The organism is Roseburia sp. OM04-10BH (genome assembly GCF_003462605.1).
In the GTDB taxonomy this organism is placed as follows: Bacteria; Bacillota; Clostridia; order Lachnospirales; family Lachnospiraceae; genus Roseburia_C; species Roseburia_C amylophila.
The window spans coordinates 1-14902 of sequence record NZ_QTZI01000001.1; the positions used below are offsets into that span (position 1 = coordinate 1).

General features: G+C 41.1%; 18 protein-coding genes and 1 pseudogene. 17 read left to right on the plus strand and 2 right to left on the minus strand.

What is annotated here, in order from left to right; all coding sequences use genetic code 11:
- Positions 1 to 95: 95 nt before the first annotated feature.
- The 7 genes and pseudogenes from DXB43_RS00005 to DXB43_RS00035 all read left to right on the plus strand — a co-directional run.
- Positions 96 to 302 (plus strand): helix-turn-helix domain-containing protein, encoded by a 207-nt coding sequence (locus DXB43_RS00005; RefSeq protein ID WP_117841911.1) that lies wholly within the window; start codon positions 96 to 98, stop codon positions 300 to 302.
- 16 nt (positions 303 to 318) lie between these two features.
- Positions 319 to 582: a type I restriction endonuclease gene (locus tag DXB43_RS00010; RefSeq protein WP_117945923.1), complete on the plus strand. Its 264-nt coding sequence runs from the start codon at positions 319 to 321 to the stop codon at positions 580 to 582.
- A 30-nt stretch (positions 583 to 612) separates the two neighbouring features.
- Complete coding sequence (locus tag DXB43_RS00015) at positions 613 to 1407, plus strand: hypothetical protein (RefSeq protein WP_117945925.1); 795 nt, start codon at positions 613 to 615, stop codon at positions 1405 to 1407.
- A gap of 51 nt (positions 1408 to 1458) precedes the next feature.
- The gene (locus tag DXB43_RS00020) at positions 1459 to 2442 is read left to right on the plus strand and encodes a helix-turn-helix transcriptional regulator (protein WP_117945927.1); all 984 of its coding nucleotides are present in this window, start codon (positions 1459 to 1461) and stop codon (positions 2440 to 2442) included.
- 31 nt (positions 2443 to 2473) lie between these two features.
- Positions 2474 to 3574 (plus strand): PDDEXK nuclease domain-containing protein, encoded by a 1101-nt coding sequence (locus tag DXB43_RS00025; RefSeq protein WP_243006611.1) that lies wholly within the window; start codon positions 2474 to 2476, stop codon positions 3572 to 3574.
- A gap of 831 nt (positions 3575 to 4405) precedes the next feature.
- The gene (locus DXB43_RS00030; RefSeq protein ID WP_117945933.1) at positions 4406 to 5188 is read left to right on the plus strand and encodes an arginase family protein; all 783 of its coding nucleotides are present in this window, start codon (positions 4406 to 4408) and stop codon (positions 5186 to 5188) included.
- 200 nt (positions 5189 to 5388) lie between these two features.
- Positions 5389 to 5625: pseudogene (locus DXB43_RS00035) on the plus strand (peptide deformylase); the annotation flags it as partial.
- Positions 5626 to 5709: 84 nt separating this feature from the next.
- On the opposite strand, the gene DXB43_RS00040 reads toward DXB43_RS00035, so the two are convergent.
- Positions 5710 to 6042 (minus strand): type II toxin-antitoxin system RelE/ParE family toxin, encoded by a 333-nt coding sequence (locus DXB43_RS00040; protein WP_117945938.1) that lies wholly within the window; start codon positions 6040 to 6042, stop codon positions 5710 to 5712.
- A complete protein-coding gene (locus tag DXB43_RS00045) occupies positions 6039 to 6302 on the minus strand; it encodes a type II toxin-antitoxin system Phd/YefM family antitoxin (protein WP_117945940.1) in 264 nt (87 codons plus the stop codon). Before DXB43_RS00045 ends, DXB43_RS00040 begins: the two co-directional genes overlap by 4 nt.
- Before the next feature lie 276 nt (positions 6303 to 6578).
- On the opposite strand from DXB43_RS00045, the gene DXB43_RS00050 reads away from it, so the two are divergent.
- The 10 genes from DXB43_RS00050 (at position 6579) to DXB43_RS00095 (ending at position 14899) form a co-directional block, all read left to right on the plus strand.
- Positions 6579 to 6962 (plus strand): hypothetical protein, encoded by a 384-nt coding sequence (locus DXB43_RS00050; protein WP_117945943.1) that lies wholly within the window; start codon positions 6579 to 6581, stop codon positions 6960 to 6962.
- Between the two features lie 34 nt (positions 6963 to 6996).
- Positions 6997 to 8556, plus strand: coding sequence for a cobyric acid synthase (locus DXB43_RS00055; RefSeq protein WP_117945945.1), 1560 nt, complete (start codon positions 6997 to 6999; stop codon positions 8554 to 8556).
- On the plus strand, positions 8534 to 9598 hold the full coding sequence (gene cobT / locus DXB43_RS00060) for a nicotinate-nucleotide--dimethylbenzimidazole phosphoribosyltransferase (RefSeq protein ID WP_243006612.1): 1065 nt from the start codon (positions 8534 to 8536) through the stop codon (positions 9596 to 9598). Before DXB43_RS00055 ends, cobT begins: the two co-directional genes overlap by 23 nt.
- Positions 9595 to 10197: a bifunctional adenosylcobinamide kinase/adenosylcobinamide-phosphate guanylyltransferase gene (locus DXB43_RS00065; protein WP_117945951.1), complete on the plus strand. Its 603-nt coding sequence runs from the start codon at positions 9595 to 9597 to the stop codon at positions 10195 to 10197. The genes cobT and DXB43_RS00065 overlap by 4 nt, the downstream gene beginning before the upstream one ends.
- Before the next feature lie 16 nt (positions 10198 to 10213).
- Positions 10214 to 10999 carry an adenosylcobinamide-GDP ribazoletransferase gene (locus DXB43_RS00070; RefSeq protein ID WP_117946523.1) on the plus strand — a complete coding sequence of 262 codons (786 nt, stop codon included), beginning with the start codon at positions 10214 to 10216 and terminating at the stop codon, positions 10997 to 10999.
- 121 nt (positions 11000 to 11120) lie between these two features.
- On the plus strand, positions 11121 to 11525 hold the full coding sequence (locus DXB43_RS00075) for a bifunctional adenosylcobinamide kinase/adenosylcobinamide-phosphate guanylyltransferase (protein WP_022244153.1): 405 nt from the start codon (positions 11121 to 11123) through the stop codon (positions 11523 to 11525).
- Positions 11498 to 12232, plus strand: a complete 735-nt coding sequence (locus tag DXB43_RS00080; RefSeq protein WP_117945954.1) for a histidine phosphatase family protein — start codon at positions 11498 to 11500, stop codon at positions 12230 to 12232. Before DXB43_RS00075 ends, DXB43_RS00080 begins: the two co-directional genes overlap by 28 nt.
- On the plus strand, positions 12229 to 13197 hold the full coding sequence (gene cbiB / locus DXB43_RS00085; RefSeq protein ID WP_117841929.1) for an adenosylcobinamide-phosphate synthase CbiB: 969 nt from the start codon (positions 12229 to 12231) through the stop codon (positions 13195 to 13197). The genes DXB43_RS00080 and cbiB overlap by 4 nt, the downstream gene beginning before the upstream one ends.
- A gap of 35 nt (positions 13198 to 13232) precedes the next feature.
- Positions 13233 to 14267: a pyridoxal phosphate-dependent aminotransferase gene (locus DXB43_RS00090; RefSeq protein ID WP_117946525.1), complete on the plus strand. Its 1035-nt coding sequence runs from the start codon at positions 13233 to 13235 to the stop codon at positions 14265 to 14267.
- A complete protein-coding gene (locus tag DXB43_RS00095; protein ID WP_117945956.1) occupies positions 14264 to 14899 on the plus strand; it encodes a precorrin-8X methylmutase in 636 nt (211 codons plus the stop codon). Before DXB43_RS00090 ends, DXB43_RS00095 begins: the two co-directional genes overlap by 4 nt.
- Positions 14900 to 14902: the final 3 nt, after the last annotated feature.

The following is a 14902-nucleotide window of genomic DNA, read 5'->3' on the forward strand; positions in this document are numbered from 1 at the left end:
TGCAATACTAAGTTCCAGTTTTTGGGTGAATGGACTGGAATTTAATTTTCCAATTCACCAATGAAGGAAGAGCATAAGATATAGGAGCGTTACGAATGAGAATATGTTATAATAAGCTTCAAAAACTTATGATTGATAATCAGATGAAAAGACAAGATTTAATGCGGGCAGCAGAGATTACATCATATGCAATAACTAAAATAAATAAGAACGAACCGGTATCTCTTGAGGTATTGATGAATATATGTCAGGTGTTCCATTGTGATATCGGAGATATATGCGAGGTTGTTTTGGACGAGTGAATGAGGAGGTCTGAAGATGGCAACAATTAGCAAGAAAAATATGTTTAATGAAGCTACCCGTGTTCAAATGCCGGCAATGGTTCATTTAACACGACTTGGTTATACTTATTTTGGAAAAATAACTGAAGATATGGCTGGTACAGTATATGACCCTGATACGAATATCTTAATTAATGTTTTCAAGGAACAGTTTGCACGACTTAATCCAACTCATGTAGGAGAAGTGGAACAGACATTGAAAACTATTAGGCAGGAATTAGATAATGATGATATACGATAAATTATCGTTTACAGTAGAAGGAGAAAATATATGATGAGTATTTCGGATTGGATAAGTATTATTTGTGCGGGAGTTGCTTTAATAGTCACGATTATTATTGCAGTTCTGCAAATAAGACAAAGCAACCGTATGGAGAGGTTTGAAAAAAGGCAGGACAAGCGCGATGAGCAGCGTCATCAAGAAAGCGTAAAAGCACAAGCGGTTTCATTTATTTCTAAATATTATAAGGATAGAGGGCTTATTCCATTATGTGCAATAGCCGCGATGTATAATGATTTGTTTTATTACAACAGAGAGATGTATAGGGAATTTTGCTGTTGTACTAAAGAGGTTCAAAATAGAATTTTGGAATATTGTGATTTGGATTTGCGAGTTAGTGAGTACAATATTTACGAAAAGTGTTTGGCAGCAATAAAAAGTGTGGTAAATAAATACTTCCCTGATGATAAAAATGTTTTTTATGATGGAGGAAAGTATTTTACTTGTAGTTTAGAAGACTATGCTGATAAACCTATTCCACATCAAGAGCTTGAGTATCAAAATCATATTACAGATGTTTTGGTTAATGCATTTAATAGCAATGACAAAAAGGCAACACCAATTCAGCAGTTGTTGATGGAATATAATTTTGAAAGTTGCAAAGGAATAGAAGTGTGTCAGTTGGTTACTGTTATCGCAGAGTTTGTGGCAATCTATGGGAATAAAAATAAAAACATTGATAAATCATACGGTTCTCCGGGAGGATACGATGGAGAAATTATAGAAACAATGGAAGATTTATTTCTTTTAGCATTATTTGAAATATATACAAATTGTGTTTTATAAATTATGAGGTAAAAAATGATTTTTCGGAGGGAATTTTAGAAAGGACGGGCTATGGAAACAAAGCCAAGAATTTTATATTTACAAAAGATTTTACTGGAAAGAACTGATGAAGAAAATCCTCTTTCCACAACACAGTTAATCAATATATTAAATGATGAATATGGAATATCTGCACATAGAACAACAATAACAAAAGATATTGCGGCACTTCAGGAGTTTGGAATGGATATTGTTACTATCCACTCTACTCAGAGCAAATACTTTGTAGCTAGCCGCAAGTTTGAATTGCCAGAACTGAAATTGCTGATTGACGCAGTAGAGTCATCGAAGTTCATTACAAAGAAGAAAAGCGAAGCGTTGATTGAGAAAATACATACGATGACCAGCTCGGGACAGGTGGAAAAGTTGAAGCGTAATAACTATGTGGTTAATCGAATTAAACAAGATAATGAACAGATATATTATATCATCGACGCTATAAATGATGCCATCAATGCAGGCAAGCAGATTTCTTTCCAATATTATGATTATACCGGATTAAAGAAAAAAGTTCTGAAGAATAAGGGTGAGATTTATAAGCTGAGTCCGAACAAACTTCTTTGGAATGGGGATAATTATTATGTTATCGGATATTCTGAGAAGAAAAGCAAGGTTATCAATTTCAGGGTAGATCGTATTGCTTCCAAGCCGGAAATATTGGATAAGAATATTATCCCTATGCCGGCTGATTTTGATATTGAAAATTTTATAAAAGAAGTGTTCTTTATGTTCTCAGGAGAGAAAGTTCTTGTGGATTTACGGTGTGATAACAGTCTGATGAAAACAATGGTTGACCGTTTCGGAGAAGATGTGACAACCTTTGCGTATGATATGACTTCTTTCAGAGTACAGACCGAAGTATCAGCCAGTTCTACCTTTTTCGGGTGGGTATTTGGCTTCAATGGTAAGGTACAGATACTTGCACCGGAAAGCGTGAAAGAACAGTACAGACAAATGATTGCAAAAGCCAGTGAGGATATGCAGGAAAGCGAATAATTAAAAAATGAAATCCAAAGGAGCAATAGCTATGGAGAATAAATTAGAAAAAATTGGTGAAAATAGTTTTATGGATAATTTTGTTAAAACCGATGACATCTTAAAGGATATGTGTGGGATTATTGAGTCTTCACAAAAAGCTGCATATCAGGCTGTCAATACATTGCTCGTACAGAGAAATTGGTTGATTGGTTACAGAATAGCAGAAGAAGAACTAGGTGGAGATGAACGCTCGGAGTATGGATTAGAGGTAATAAAGAAAATTTCTAAAGAACTGACTCAGCGATATGGAAAAGGATATGATAGAAGTAATTTATATCATTGCCTGAAGTTTTATAAAACCTTTCCTGAAATTGTCGACACGGCGTGTAGACAATCCGGTGCTCTGCTTTCGTGGTCGCATTATAGAACCTTATTACAGGTCAAAGACCCTGAAGCTCGTGACTGGTATGAGAAAGAAGCCACAGAACAGACTTGGAGTGTCCGTACTTTGCAGAGGAACATTTCTTCTCAGTATTACTACCGTATGCTTAAAACTCAGAAAAAAGAGCTTGTAGAAAGTGAAATGAAGGAATTGACAGCACCGTATCAAAATGATAAGTTGGAGTTTATCAAAAATCCGGTAGTTGCAGAGTTCTTAGGATTTTCTCAGAACACAGATTTTACAGAGAGTGACCTTGAGAAAAGTATTCTTTCCAATTTGCAGAAATTTTTGATGGAGCTTGGAAAGGGATATGCTTTTGTGGCAAGACAGCAGCATATCCATACGGAGAAGCAGGATTATTATATCGACCTTGTGTTTTACAATTATATACTGAAATGCTTTGTTCTCATCGACCTGAAAACAGAGAAGATAACACATCAAGATGTAGGACAGATGGATATGTATATCCGTATGTATGATGAATTGAAACGCAGTGAGGGCGATAACCCGACAATTGGTATTGTTCTCTGCTCTGATACAGACGATGATATTGCCCGTTATTCTGTTATGCACGGCAATGAACAGTTATTTGCTTCCAAGTACAAATTATACCTGCCGACAAAAGAAGAACTGAAAGCGGAGATTGAAACTCAAAAGGCAATGTTTTATCTTCAGCAGCAGGATAATGAAGAAAAGGAAATAGAATAGGATTTGTGCAGATTGTCTGCACAAATTATCAGATATTCTTGGACATGTGGATGCGAAAGCAACGATGCAAATTTATGCAGAAGATACTAAGGATTTGAAGAAGTCTAGGTTTATAAACTTTGAGATATTGTGATTGATTTGCGACCATTTATGGAGATTAGTGTTGAGGTTTGGCTATGAACAACAGTTTAGCAGAAGTATACCCTGGGCTTATTTCGGAGCACTTTAGCCATTAAGGTTATGGTGCTTTTGGCGTTTTGAAGAGAGGGGATTACAACAAAACACATGAGAAAAGAACTGATTATTATGACAATAAATAACAATCAGTTGGAGGAGTATAGGATTATTTAGAGATTAGCAGAGAGAATATTAAGGAACTTGTTTATGTAATATGTTATAAACAAGTTTTGCTGTATTTTATACAAATAAACTACTTGCTATGCAGGTGTGTTCACAGACGCGTTGGCTTACAGTAAAAATCTCCAATGTTATACGAAGTATAAGTTCGCCCACTGTACTAAAAACAAAAGAGGTAGTTAAATAAATATGTTGATGGATGGGATGATATAATGAAAGTATACAATAAACTAGTACGAGATAAAATACCTGAAATAATTAAGGCAGATGGGTGGTGGATTTAAAGATAAAATATTTTTGGAATATGTGGCGGAGAAAAGGTAGATAGCAGAATGCATTGAATTTATCACAAGGATAAAAAATAATATAATCAAATTTAAGAAAATTTAAGAAAATAGTTGATAGAATATGCTATTAAAGATATTTTGGGTAGGGTATTTTTGGAAAAACATCAAGACTAAGAAAGGCACAACAATGACAACCAATCATCTGATTTTAGATTTTTCGCATGTATATTGCGATGAAAACATACCAAAGAATACCGGCATCCACTGGCTGGACTGCTCTGAAATTGAAGAGTGTGATTTGTATTGTTCCAGACAGGCGGAAGAGAAAATCAGAGAAAAAATCAAGCCATATGGAATTCATGGAATCCATTTTCTGGATTCCGGAAATTATCATTATGTGACAGAAATTATGACAAGCCAGATTCAAAAGGAATTCCAGCTTGTTGTATTTGACCATCATACGGACATGCAAAAGCCGATGATTGAGCACATGACAAGCTGCGGAGACTGGGCAGGAAAGGTGTTAGAGACGAATCCATGGTTACAGCAGCTGATATTAATCGGACCGCAGGCGAAGGATATAGAACAGCTTTATCGGGAAAATGATGGCTTGATGAATCGTAAAGAAATATCAGAAAAACTCCTTACTTTTTCTGCAGAAGAGATTCGTGCCGGAGAAGACAAAAATAAGATTTCCAAAATAAAAAAGAATCTGCCGGTTTATATATCCATAGACAAAGACATCTTGGATAAACAATATACGGAGACAAACTGGAGCCAGGGGAACATGTCACTTCCGATGCTGGAGCGATTGCTCTCACATTTTCTGGAAAACGGAAATATACTTGGCATTGATATTTGCGGAGAATGCCAGCAGGGAATTCCACTGCCGGAATATCTGCAGGCTGAAGAACTGAATGAAGAAACGAATCAGAAATTATTTGAGTTCCTGTCCCATTATATTTCATAACATTCCATAGTAGAAAATAGGATAAAACCCCACAAGAGGTGTCGGTTGCGGCACCTCTTTTTTCGTGCTAAACTTTAATTTAAGAGAGAAATTATTTGAATTATATTGAAAGACAAAAAATTGGGAGAGGATGAAGAATTTGAACAGGCAGCGCAATACTGGAACCGCAAAGGGCAGACGGCAATGCCAAAGGAGGCTTTGCAGCAGGCCCATTTCAATTTGCAATGGTGAATCCGGTGATTACGAAGAAGTCAGGCGGCTACAGTACAGAGGAAAGCTGTCTTTCGCTGGATGGAGCCAAAGCCTGCACAAGATACCAGGAGATAGAGGTGGATTACCTGAATGGTGATTTTAAACCACAACATGGAAAATATTCCGGCTTTACCGCGCAGATTATCCAGCACGAGATCGACCACTGCAATGGAGTGGTAATATAATGAGCAGCGAATGTTAATTATGAGTAAATTTCGTTCATGATATATATTGGAAAAATAAAAGAAACCTGCATAAAAACAGATTCCTTAACCGAGGGAAAATCCCTGTCGAAGAATGGAAGTCCAGTTACTTTTCTGATAGAGAAAACGGACGATGATTACAGTCTGTTTTTCTTCATCAATCGTATAAAAGGCAAGGTAATTATTAATTTTCACAAAACGAATGCCCCAGCTTGCCAGTATTGGATCGTCTGCCGGATGAAACTTCTGTGGCAGGTCGGCTAATGAGTCTATCCACTCGGTCGCAGCATCTAACAGATTATCTGCAGCATCAGGATTTTTGAGGGTAAATTCGATGTAATCCGCAGCACGCATAATATCGTGTTCTGCGGTGGAAGTGATATAAACCTGATAGCTCATCGACTGCGGTGGCTCCTGATATCAGCCATAGCTTCGGAAAATAGTCTGGTATTGCCTGTGGCAATATCGTCCATTCCTTCCTTAATCTGACTGTAAAGTTCAAAGCGACTGGTCAGTTCTTCGTAGGCTTCAATGCTCATAACAACAAGATCGCCTTTTCCATTCTTCGTAATGAAAACTGGTTCAGGATAATTATGACAAAATGTAGAAATTTCATTGTAATTATTCCTTAAATCAGCACTTGATCTAATTGTTGGCATAAAAACACCTCCCTGTTTGATAACAAAATTATACAAAAATTTTGCTATATGGTCAATGGACATCTCCATAATAGTAGCTAAATAAATAGCTAAATAAATATAAAAACTGCCGGTAGCAGGTTACAGATGCTTAATATATTCCTTTGGAGTAAGCGTGCATAGATGAAGCGGAATATGAAAAGCAGAATCATAAATCAAAAGGGAAAGTATCTTTTCTAAAAACAAGGAATGTTATACAATATATCTGTTAAGATAAAAATATGCGGAGGATGTCCAATGTATACAACATACAAAGAGTACTTAAAACAGGAGACGTCACTGCCCTTTGAAGAAGCCATGCAGATCTGGAACCAGATTGCAGAGCAGGGGGAGGCGGATGTAGCCTGCAGGGAACTCATAGACCGTTTTTTGAAATGTGCAGTAGACTATGTGCGAATCAGAAACGGCTGGAACCAGAAATCGCTGGCAGAGAAAGGACAGGCAGATGCGGAGCGCACCCGCTGTCATAATCTTGTGATCAGTGCGAAAAACAAACTGTCCGTTTATATGTATGAGCATAAGCTGGGCAATGACTGGGATGATTGGTTAGGGGAAGAGCGAAAACGAATCGGAGACTTCGCGTGTTATGTGGTACTGCTTCAGGGACTGGAAGCAAGATAGTATAGAAAACAAAAGAAATCGAGGAACTTATCACATGGCAAAAGTGATTATGATACAGGGAACAATGTCGAATGCCGGAAAAAGCCTGATTACAGCAGGCTTATGCCGCATCTTTCATCAGGACGGTTATCGTGTGGCACCTTTTAAGTCGCAGAATATGGCATTGAATTCCTATATTACAACAGAAGGACTTGAAATGGGACGGGCACAGGTTATGCAGGCAGAGGCAGCAGGAATCGAGCCGCAGGTCTGTATGAACCCGATTCTTTTAAAGCCAACCAATGACATTGGCTCCCAGGTGATTGTCAACGGTACGGTCATTGGCAATATGCCGGCGCGGGAATATTTTAACTATAAGAAAAAGCTTGTCCCGGATATATTAAAGGCATTTCACAAACTGGAAGAGCAGGCGGATATTATTGTAATAGAAGGAGCCGGAAGTCCGGCAGAAATTAATCTCAAGGAAAATGACATTGTAAATATGGGCATGGCGGAGATGGTAAATGCACCGGTTCTTCTGGCAGGAGATATTGACCGGGGCGGTGTGTTTGCACAGCTTTTAGGAACACTGATGCTTTTAGAAGAGCAGGAAAAATCCCGTGTAAAAGGTTTAATCATCAACAAATTCCGCGGAGACGTATCCATATTGGAACCGGGCATTCAGATGTTAGAGGAAAAAGGCGGCATTCCGGTCTGCGGAGTGGTGCCTTATATGAAGGTACAGCTTGAGGATGAAGACAGCCTGACAGGAAAATTCAAGCATCGGAAAGAGGCATTGATAGACCTGGCAGTTATCCGTTATCCGAGAATATCTAATTTTACGGATTTTGATGTTTTCGAGCATATGGAGGGAGTATCGGTGCGCTATGTGACTTCGGTGCAGGAAATCCATCATCCGGATGCCATTATTCTGCCGGGCAGTAAGAATACAATGGGTGACCTGAAATGGATGCGCGAAAATGGCATGGAAGCTATGATAAAGAAACTCTCCGCAGACACTCCGGTCATTGGAATCTGCGGCGGTTACCAGATGTTAGGAGAAAGCCTCGAAGACCCTTATTCGGTAGAGGAAGGCGGCAGCTTACGGGGTATGGAACTATTGCCGCTTAAGACGGTGATGAGCCGGGAAAAGGTACGCCGTCAGGTAATGGGAACCATAGACCCTCTTACTGATATGTTAGCGCCCCTTTCCGGTAAAGAATACAAAGGCTACGAGATTCATATGGGACATACCGGGAAAACCCAAGAGCCAGGACAGACCCAGGAGCCAGAGCAGATACCGGCACAGTCTCAAGCTCATGCGCATGCACAGGAGGAATCCTGTATACAGGATGCAGTCGTTGTGCAGAAGGAAAATGTCTACGGAACGTATGTCCATGGTATTTTTGATGAAGGAGATATCGCATCCACTTTTATCCGGTCATTAGCGGAGAAAAAGGGAGTGCATTATGAAGATAATCAGGGCATGAATTATCAGCAGTATAAGGAGAGCCAGTACGATTTGCTGGCGGATACACTGCGGAAATATCTTGATATGGAAGCGGTTTATGGAATGCTGCAGGAGGCAGAATATGACAAAAGCAGAATTGGATAGCATAAAGATTTTGCCTTTGGAGGATAGTTGGTATCGCAGGGTAAAAGAGAAGCTGGATGGAATCGCCAAACCATTGGATGGGCTTGGAAAGTTTGAACATCTGATTGCACAGATTGGAGCCATAGAGAAGACGACCAAAATATCCATTCAGAAAAAAGCAGTTCTTGTTATGTGTGCAGACAATGGCGTGGTGGAAGAGCAGGTCAGCCAGAGTGGAAAAGAAGTAACGCTTGCAGTGGCAAAAGCCATGGGAGTAAATAATTCTTCTGTAGGAAAGATGGCAGCAGTGGCAGGCGTGGATGTAATTCCGGTGGACATTGGAATTGATACAGATGAAGTGATTCCCGGAGTATTGCCACGAAAAGTTGCAAAGGGAACGAAAAACTTTGCCAAGGAACCTGCAATGACCGAAGAAGAAGTTTTAAAGGCAATAGAAACCGGAATACAACTGGTGCAGCAATGCCACAGAGAAGGGTATGAGATACTTGCCACAGGAGAGATGGGAATCGGAAATACAACCACAAGTACAGCCGTTGCAGCAGCACTTTTAGACTTAGAGGTAGAGCAGGTGACCGGCAAGGGCGCCGGATTAACGGATGAAGCATTAAAAAGAAAATGCAGGGTAATTGAAGAAGCGATAGAAAAATATTTCCTTCGTGATGCGGATGCATTTACCATATTAAAGACTGTAGGTGGACTGGACATAGCCGGATTGACAGGCGTATTTATCGGAGCAGCAATCGAGCAGATACCGGTTGTCATCGATGGCGTCATCAGTGCCGTTGCGGCACTTTTGGCAGAGACTCTTTGCAAGGGTGCCGTAAATTATATGATACCATCCCATAAGAGCCGGGAACTGGCAGAGACAGCGATTATGAAAAAGCTGCATTTAGATCCGGTACTGGATGCGGATATGGCACTGGGTGAGGGAACCGGTGCAGTGATGATGATGTCCCTGCTGGATGTGGCACTGGGCGTGTATTTGCAGGGAGCATCCTTTGCAAATTTTGAGATAGAACAGTACAAGAGGTATGAAGAATGATTACATTGGTAATCGGCGGAAGCGGCAGCGGAAAATCCGCATATGCAGAACAAATGGCAGTGAAAGCCGCAGGCAACGGCAGCCTTTATTATGTAGCCACCATGCAGGTGTGTGATGAAGAAGGAAAGAAAAAAGTAGAGCGTCACCAGAAAATGCGGGCAGGAAAAGGCTTTCTTACGATAGAGCAGCCGAGAAGACTTAAAGAGGCAGCAAAGAAAGTGGCAACCGAAAAAGTGTCAGCAGGAAAAGTGGCAGCAGAAAAAGTGCCAGCCGGGAAAATAGTTTTGCTGGAATGTATGTCGAACCTCGTTGCCAACGAAATGTTTTCAGAAGAAAATCTGTCTGCTGTGATGGATGAAGCGAAAATAAAGCAGCTTTCCCATGAAATTATAAGTGGAGTAACAGCATTGCAGGATTCTTGTGATATACTGATTATTGTCACGAATCAGATATTTGAAGACGGAATCCGTTATGACGCATCCACAATGGATTATATCCGGTTGTTAGGAGATATAAACCGGCAGATTGCAGAGCGGGCAGAGCAGGTCGTTGAAGTAGTAGCAGGGATTCCGATTTTCATAAAAAAGGATGGAATTTAAGAAAGAAGAGGAATACATGAAAATTATAAAAGGATTCGTCATTGCATTTTCCATATATTCAAAAATACCGGTGCCACAGTTTGACTGGAAGGAAGAAGATATGCAGTATCACCTCTGCTTCTTCCCATTGATTGGTCTTATCATTGGTGCATTGGAAGCCGGCTGGTTATTTTTGGGAAATACAGCCGGGATAGGCCATCTTTGCAAAACACTGATAGCGGTGGCAATTCCACTGCTTGTTACCGGCGGCTTTCATATGGATGGATTTATGGATACCATGGATGCATTTCATTCCTATCAGAATAAGGAGAAGAAGCTGGCAATTTTAAAGGACCCGCATATTGGAGCATTTTCCGTATTGATGCTGGTTTTATATTATTTTATTTATGGAGCAGCATATGCGGAGCTTACGGAATTGTCTGCAATTCTTGTAGTGGGAATTGGCTTTGCGTTATCACGAAGCTTAAGCGGAATTGGTGTGGTAAGCCTGAAGGCGGCAAAAAAAGACGGTATGCTTGCTTATTTTGCAGATAGCGCCCAGAAAAAAAGAGTGCTGGCAGTCCTCATCATAGAGGCAGTTGTCTACAGTGGATGTATGATTTATGTAAACCTGTGGGCAGGGCTTGCAGCAGTAGTTGTGGCATTGCTCTGTTATGGTTATTATAGCTGGAAAAGCCGGAAGGAATTTGGCGGAATCAATGGTGATACCGCAGGATATTTTGTGTCATTATGCGAAAATGCCATGGCAGTTGCAGTGGTAGTTGTTTTTCACTTTACAGGAAATTGCTTTCCTGTAAAGTAAAAAACGCTCCGCGAGTATGCGCACTGCGGCGTATAAGGTAGATGCCGCAAGCGACCGCCGCAGGTGCGAGAATGTGCCGAGGCACATTCTTTGTTTTATAGCAGGCTAGAAAGGAAAAATCATGGAATTATTTTTGGGCGGATGTTACCAGGGAAAAAAGGAATATGTGTTAAAGCTTCACCCGGAATGTAAAGGTCAGGTGATAGAGGGCGAAAACCTTCCTGCAGACTGGGATGGAATGATAAAAGAACTGCAGGAATTTGAAAATCCGGTCATCAACCATCTACACTTGTGGATTCGGAAATGTCTTGAGCAGCAGACAGATGTGGAACTGTTGGCTGATAAACTGCTGGAAACATATCCGGGACTTATTTTCATCTGTGATGAGATTGGAAACGGAATTGTACCGATGGATGCTCTGGAACGGGATTACAGGGAGCGGACCGGAAGACTACAGATCCGGATTGCCGAGAAGGCAGAAAGGGTAGAACGCATTGTATGTGGAATCAGCCAGAGATTAAAATAAATTTAACGCTTATCCGTCATGGAAAGACCCCGTCAAATCGGGAACACCGGTATTTGGGTGTAACAGAAGAAGCTTTATCCGGGGAAGGCAGAAAGCAGTTGGAGATTCTTGCAGAAAAAGATATTTTAAAAAAACCATGGCTGCTTTTTATCAGTCCGATGCTGCGCTGTCAGGAGAGTGCTGGTATACTTTTTCCGGGAAAGAAAGCTTATCCGATAGAAGAATGGCGGGAGATGAATTTTGGTGCATATGAGGGAAAGAATTACGAAGATTTGAAAAATGATTCCTATTATCAGAAATGGATTGACAGCAATGGCACACTGCCTTTTCCGGAAGGCGAGAGCCAGCAGGAATATATAAAACGTTGCCAAAGGGGACTTCATGCCGCAACAAAAATCATAGAGGGAAAAATCACCGGAGAAATCGCAGATGCTGCAATGCCGTTATCAAAGAGTCGAATAACAGAACTCCGGGAGCCTGAAAAACTGATAGAAGAAAATCAAATGACAGAAAATCCGATAACAGAAAGTCAGCCCCGGAACGTGACAGCGGTTGTACACGGCGGCACAATTATGGCACTGCTTCACATTCTTGCAGGCGGAAATTATTTTGATTATCAGGTGAAAAATGGAGGCGGCTACTGCTGTAAGCTCAGACTTTGCGGGGAAGAATGGAAATTAGATTCCCTTGAGGAGATTATAATATGATTTATCACATGATTGCGTTCGGACTGGGATTTTGCCTGGACCTTCTTTTGGGAGATCCATACTGGCTGCCACATCCCATCCGGGTGATTGGAAATTTTATAGGGATATTGGAAAAAAGAATGAATAAAAAGGAGTGCAGTGAGAAATACCTTGTAAGAGCAGGCATTGGAATGGTTGCGCTTGTTTTGCTGACAGTTCTTATGGTGACCGCACTTCTTCTGATTCTTGCGTACCGGATTCATCCGGTGGCAGGTGTTATCTTGGAAATGATTATGACCTATCAGATTCTTGCTGCAAAATGCCTGAAAGTAGAAAGCATGAAGGTATATAATTGTTTAAAGGAGAATGACCTTATAGCGGCAAGGCATGCTGTTTCCATGATTGTAGGCAGAGATACCGGGCGGCTGGATGAAACCGGAGTGGCAAAGGCTGCCATTGAAACGGTGGCAGAAAATACTTCGGATGGAGTCATTGCACCGATGCTATATACCGCACTTGGCGGACCGGTTCTGGGCTTTTTTTATAAGGCAGTTAATACAATGGATTCCATGGTAGGATATAAGAATGAACGTTATCTTCATTTTGGCAGAGCTGCCGCAAAATTCGATGATATCTGCAATTATATCCCATCCCGTATCAGTGCATACCTGATGATTGCAGGGACGTATTTCCTTGGAAAGGAATATGACGGGAAGCATGCATATTACATTTATAAAAGGGACCGGTATCATCATGCCAGCCCGAACTCTGCCCAGACAGAGGCAGTTTGTGCAGGAGCACTGTCCATACAGCTTGCAGGAGATGCCTGGTATTTTGGCAAACTGGTGAAAAAGCCGTTTATCGGAGATGCATTGCGTCCGGTGGAATACGAGGACATCAGAAGAGCAAACCGGCTTTTGTATGCGACTGCATTTTTATGTGAAGGCATTTGCCTTTTGGTGATGGGATTGTTATTCTTTATATGATTGAAAGGATGAAAATTCAGGAAAGGAACAGGAATATGGTACATGGAGGAGACATCTACCGTAATTGCATATCGTTAGATTATTCTGTAAATATCAATCCGCTGGGGATGCCGGCATCCGTAGAGGAAGCCCTTCGGGAAGCGGTGCCTTTATGCAGCCGGTATCCGGATATCAGGCAGGAGAAGCTGAAGGCAGCCATTGCTGAGATGGATAAGGTATCGGCAGATGAGATATTGTGCGGAAATGGAGCTTCTGAACTTTTTCCTGCAATTCTTCATGCATTAAAACCAAAGAAAATACTGATTCCGGTTCCTTCTTTTTATGGTTACGAGTGGGCTGCCGGAACGGAAGTGTGTGAAGTAAGTTATTTTCCATTGCGGGAACAGGATAATTTTGTGCTGGGAGAGGACTTTATCGCGGCATTAGATAAAGAAACGGAGCTTATATACCTTGCTAATCCCAATAATCCCACCGGACAGTTAATTCCACCGGAGATTTTAAAAGGGATTTTAAAGCGGTGTCAGGAGCTTAATATAATAGTGGTAGTAGATGAATGCTTCCTGCCGTTTTGTGAAGAAGCAGAGCTTTATGAAGAAATGGAAGCTGGCATGAAATGTGGGAATCTGATTCAGGTGAGAGCATTTACCAAGACCTTTGCCATACCGGGAGTCCGGCTGGGTTATCTTATCTGCCGGAACAGGGAAGTCTGTCAGAAGATTGCAAGGCAGCTTCCGGAATGGAACTTATCGGTATTTGCTCAGATGGCAGGATGCGCTGCAGCAAAAGAAACGGAATTTATCGGGGAAAGCAGAAAACTCATCAAAGAGCAGCGGAGTATTCTGACAAAAGAGCTGATATCCTTAGGCTTCCGGGTGTATCCTTCCCGGGCAGATTATATTTTATTTTACACAGAGCTGCCATTATATGAGTTGCTTTTAAAGAAACAGATTTTGATTCGAAATTGTGAAAATTACAGAGGTCTGTCCAAAGGATATTACCGAATTGCAGTAAGAGGGCAGGCAGAGAATGAGCGGCTGATAAGCGCATTAAGAGAGGTGATGGGAAAATGAATCCAATCGAATTTGTATTGCCGGGAGAGATTGAAAAACGCAGCTTTGAGATTATTTCAGGGGAATTAGAAAAGCGTCAGATTGTATTGCCTAAAGAGCAGGAGCCTGTTACCAAGCGTGTGATACATACCAGCGCAGATTTTGATTATGCAGAGACAATGTGTTATTCTGACCATGCAGTAGAAATTGCAAAGGAACTGATTCTTAAGGGGGCGGATATTGTAACGGATACCAACATGGCACTTGCCGGAATCAATAAGAAAATACTGGCATCATTTGGCGGAGAAGCCCATTGCTTTATGGCGGATTTGGATGTAGCACAGCTTGCCAGAGAGCGGCAGGTAACAAGAGCCACCATCAGCATGGAGAAAGCCGCAGCCATTGAAAAACCGGTTATTTTTGCGGTGGGAAATGCACCGACGGCGTTAATCGAGCTTCATAAAATGATAACGGAGGGACGCTACCAGCCGGCATTTATTATCGGAGTTCCGGTAGGCTTCGTAAATGTGGTACCGGCAAAAGAATTGATTATGGAAACAGAAGTACCTTATATCATTAACCGGGGCAGAAAGGGCGGGAGCAATGTTGCCGCAGCTATCTGCAATGCAATTTTGTATCAATTAAGACGATAGTAA

Coding starts and splice junctions, on each gene's coding strand:
- DXB43_RS00005 (WP_117841911.1), top strand. CDS start 96: ATGAGAATATGTTATAATAAGCTTCAAAAACTTATGATTGATAATCAG.
- DXB43_RS00010 (WP_117945923.1), top strand. CDS start 319: ATGGCAACAATTAGCAAGAAAAATATGTTTAATGAAGCTACCCGTGTT.
- DXB43_RS00015 (WP_117945925.1), top strand. CDS start 613: ATGATGAGTATTTCGGATTGGATAAGTATTATTTGTGCGGGAGTTGCT.
- DXB43_RS00020 (WP_117945927.1), top strand. CDS start 1,459: ATGGAAACAAAGCCAAGAATTTTATATTTACAAAAGATTTTACTGGAA.
- DXB43_RS00025 (WP_243006611.1), top strand. CDS start 2,474: ATGGAGAATAAATTAGAAAAAATTGGTGAAAATAGTTTTATGGATAAT.
- DXB43_RS00030 (WP_117945933.1), top strand. CDS start 4,406: ATGACAACCAATCATCTGATTTTAGATTTTTCGCATGTATATTGCGAT.
- DXB43_RS00040 (WP_117945938.1), bottom strand. CDS start 6,042: ATGAGCTATCAGGTTTATATCACTTCCACCGCAGAACACGATATTATG.
- DXB43_RS00045 (WP_117945940.1), bottom strand. CDS start 6,302: ATGCCAACAATTAGATCAAGTGCTGATTTAAGGAATAATTACAATGAA.
- DXB43_RS00050 (WP_117945943.1), top strand. CDS start 6,579: ATGTATACAACATACAAAGAGTACTTAAAACAGGAGACGTCACTGCCC.
- DXB43_RS00055 (WP_117945945.1), top strand. CDS start 6,997: ATGGCAAAAGTGATTATGATACAGGGAACAATGTCGAATGCCGGAAAA.
- cobT (WP_243006612.1), top strand. CDS start 8,534: ATGACAAAAGCAGAATTGGATAGCATAAAGATTTTGCCTTTGGAGGAT.
- DXB43_RS00065 (WP_117945951.1), top strand. CDS start 9,595: ATGATTACATTGGTAATCGGCGGAAGCGGCAGCGGAAAATCCGCATAT.
- DXB43_RS00070 (WP_117946523.1), top strand. CDS start 10,214: ATGAAAATTATAAAAGGATTCGTCATTGCATTTTCCATATATTCAAAA.
- DXB43_RS00075 (WP_022244153.1), top strand. CDS start 11,121: ATGGAATTATTTTTGGGCGGATGTTACCAGGGAAAAAAGGAATATGTG.
- DXB43_RS00080 (WP_117945954.1), top strand. CDS start 11,498: ATGTGGAATCAGCCAGAGATTAAAATAAATTTAACGCTTATCCGTCAT.
- cbiB (WP_117841929.1), top strand. CDS start 12,229: ATGATTTATCACATGATTGCGTTCGGACTGGGATTTTGCCTGGACCTT.
- DXB43_RS00090 (WP_117946525.1), top strand. CDS start 13,233: ATGGTACATGGAGGAGACATCTACCGTAATTGCATATCGTTAGATTAT.
- DXB43_RS00095 (WP_117945956.1), top strand. CDS start 14,264: ATGAATCCAATCGAATTTGTATTGCCGGGAGAGATTGAAAAACGCAGC.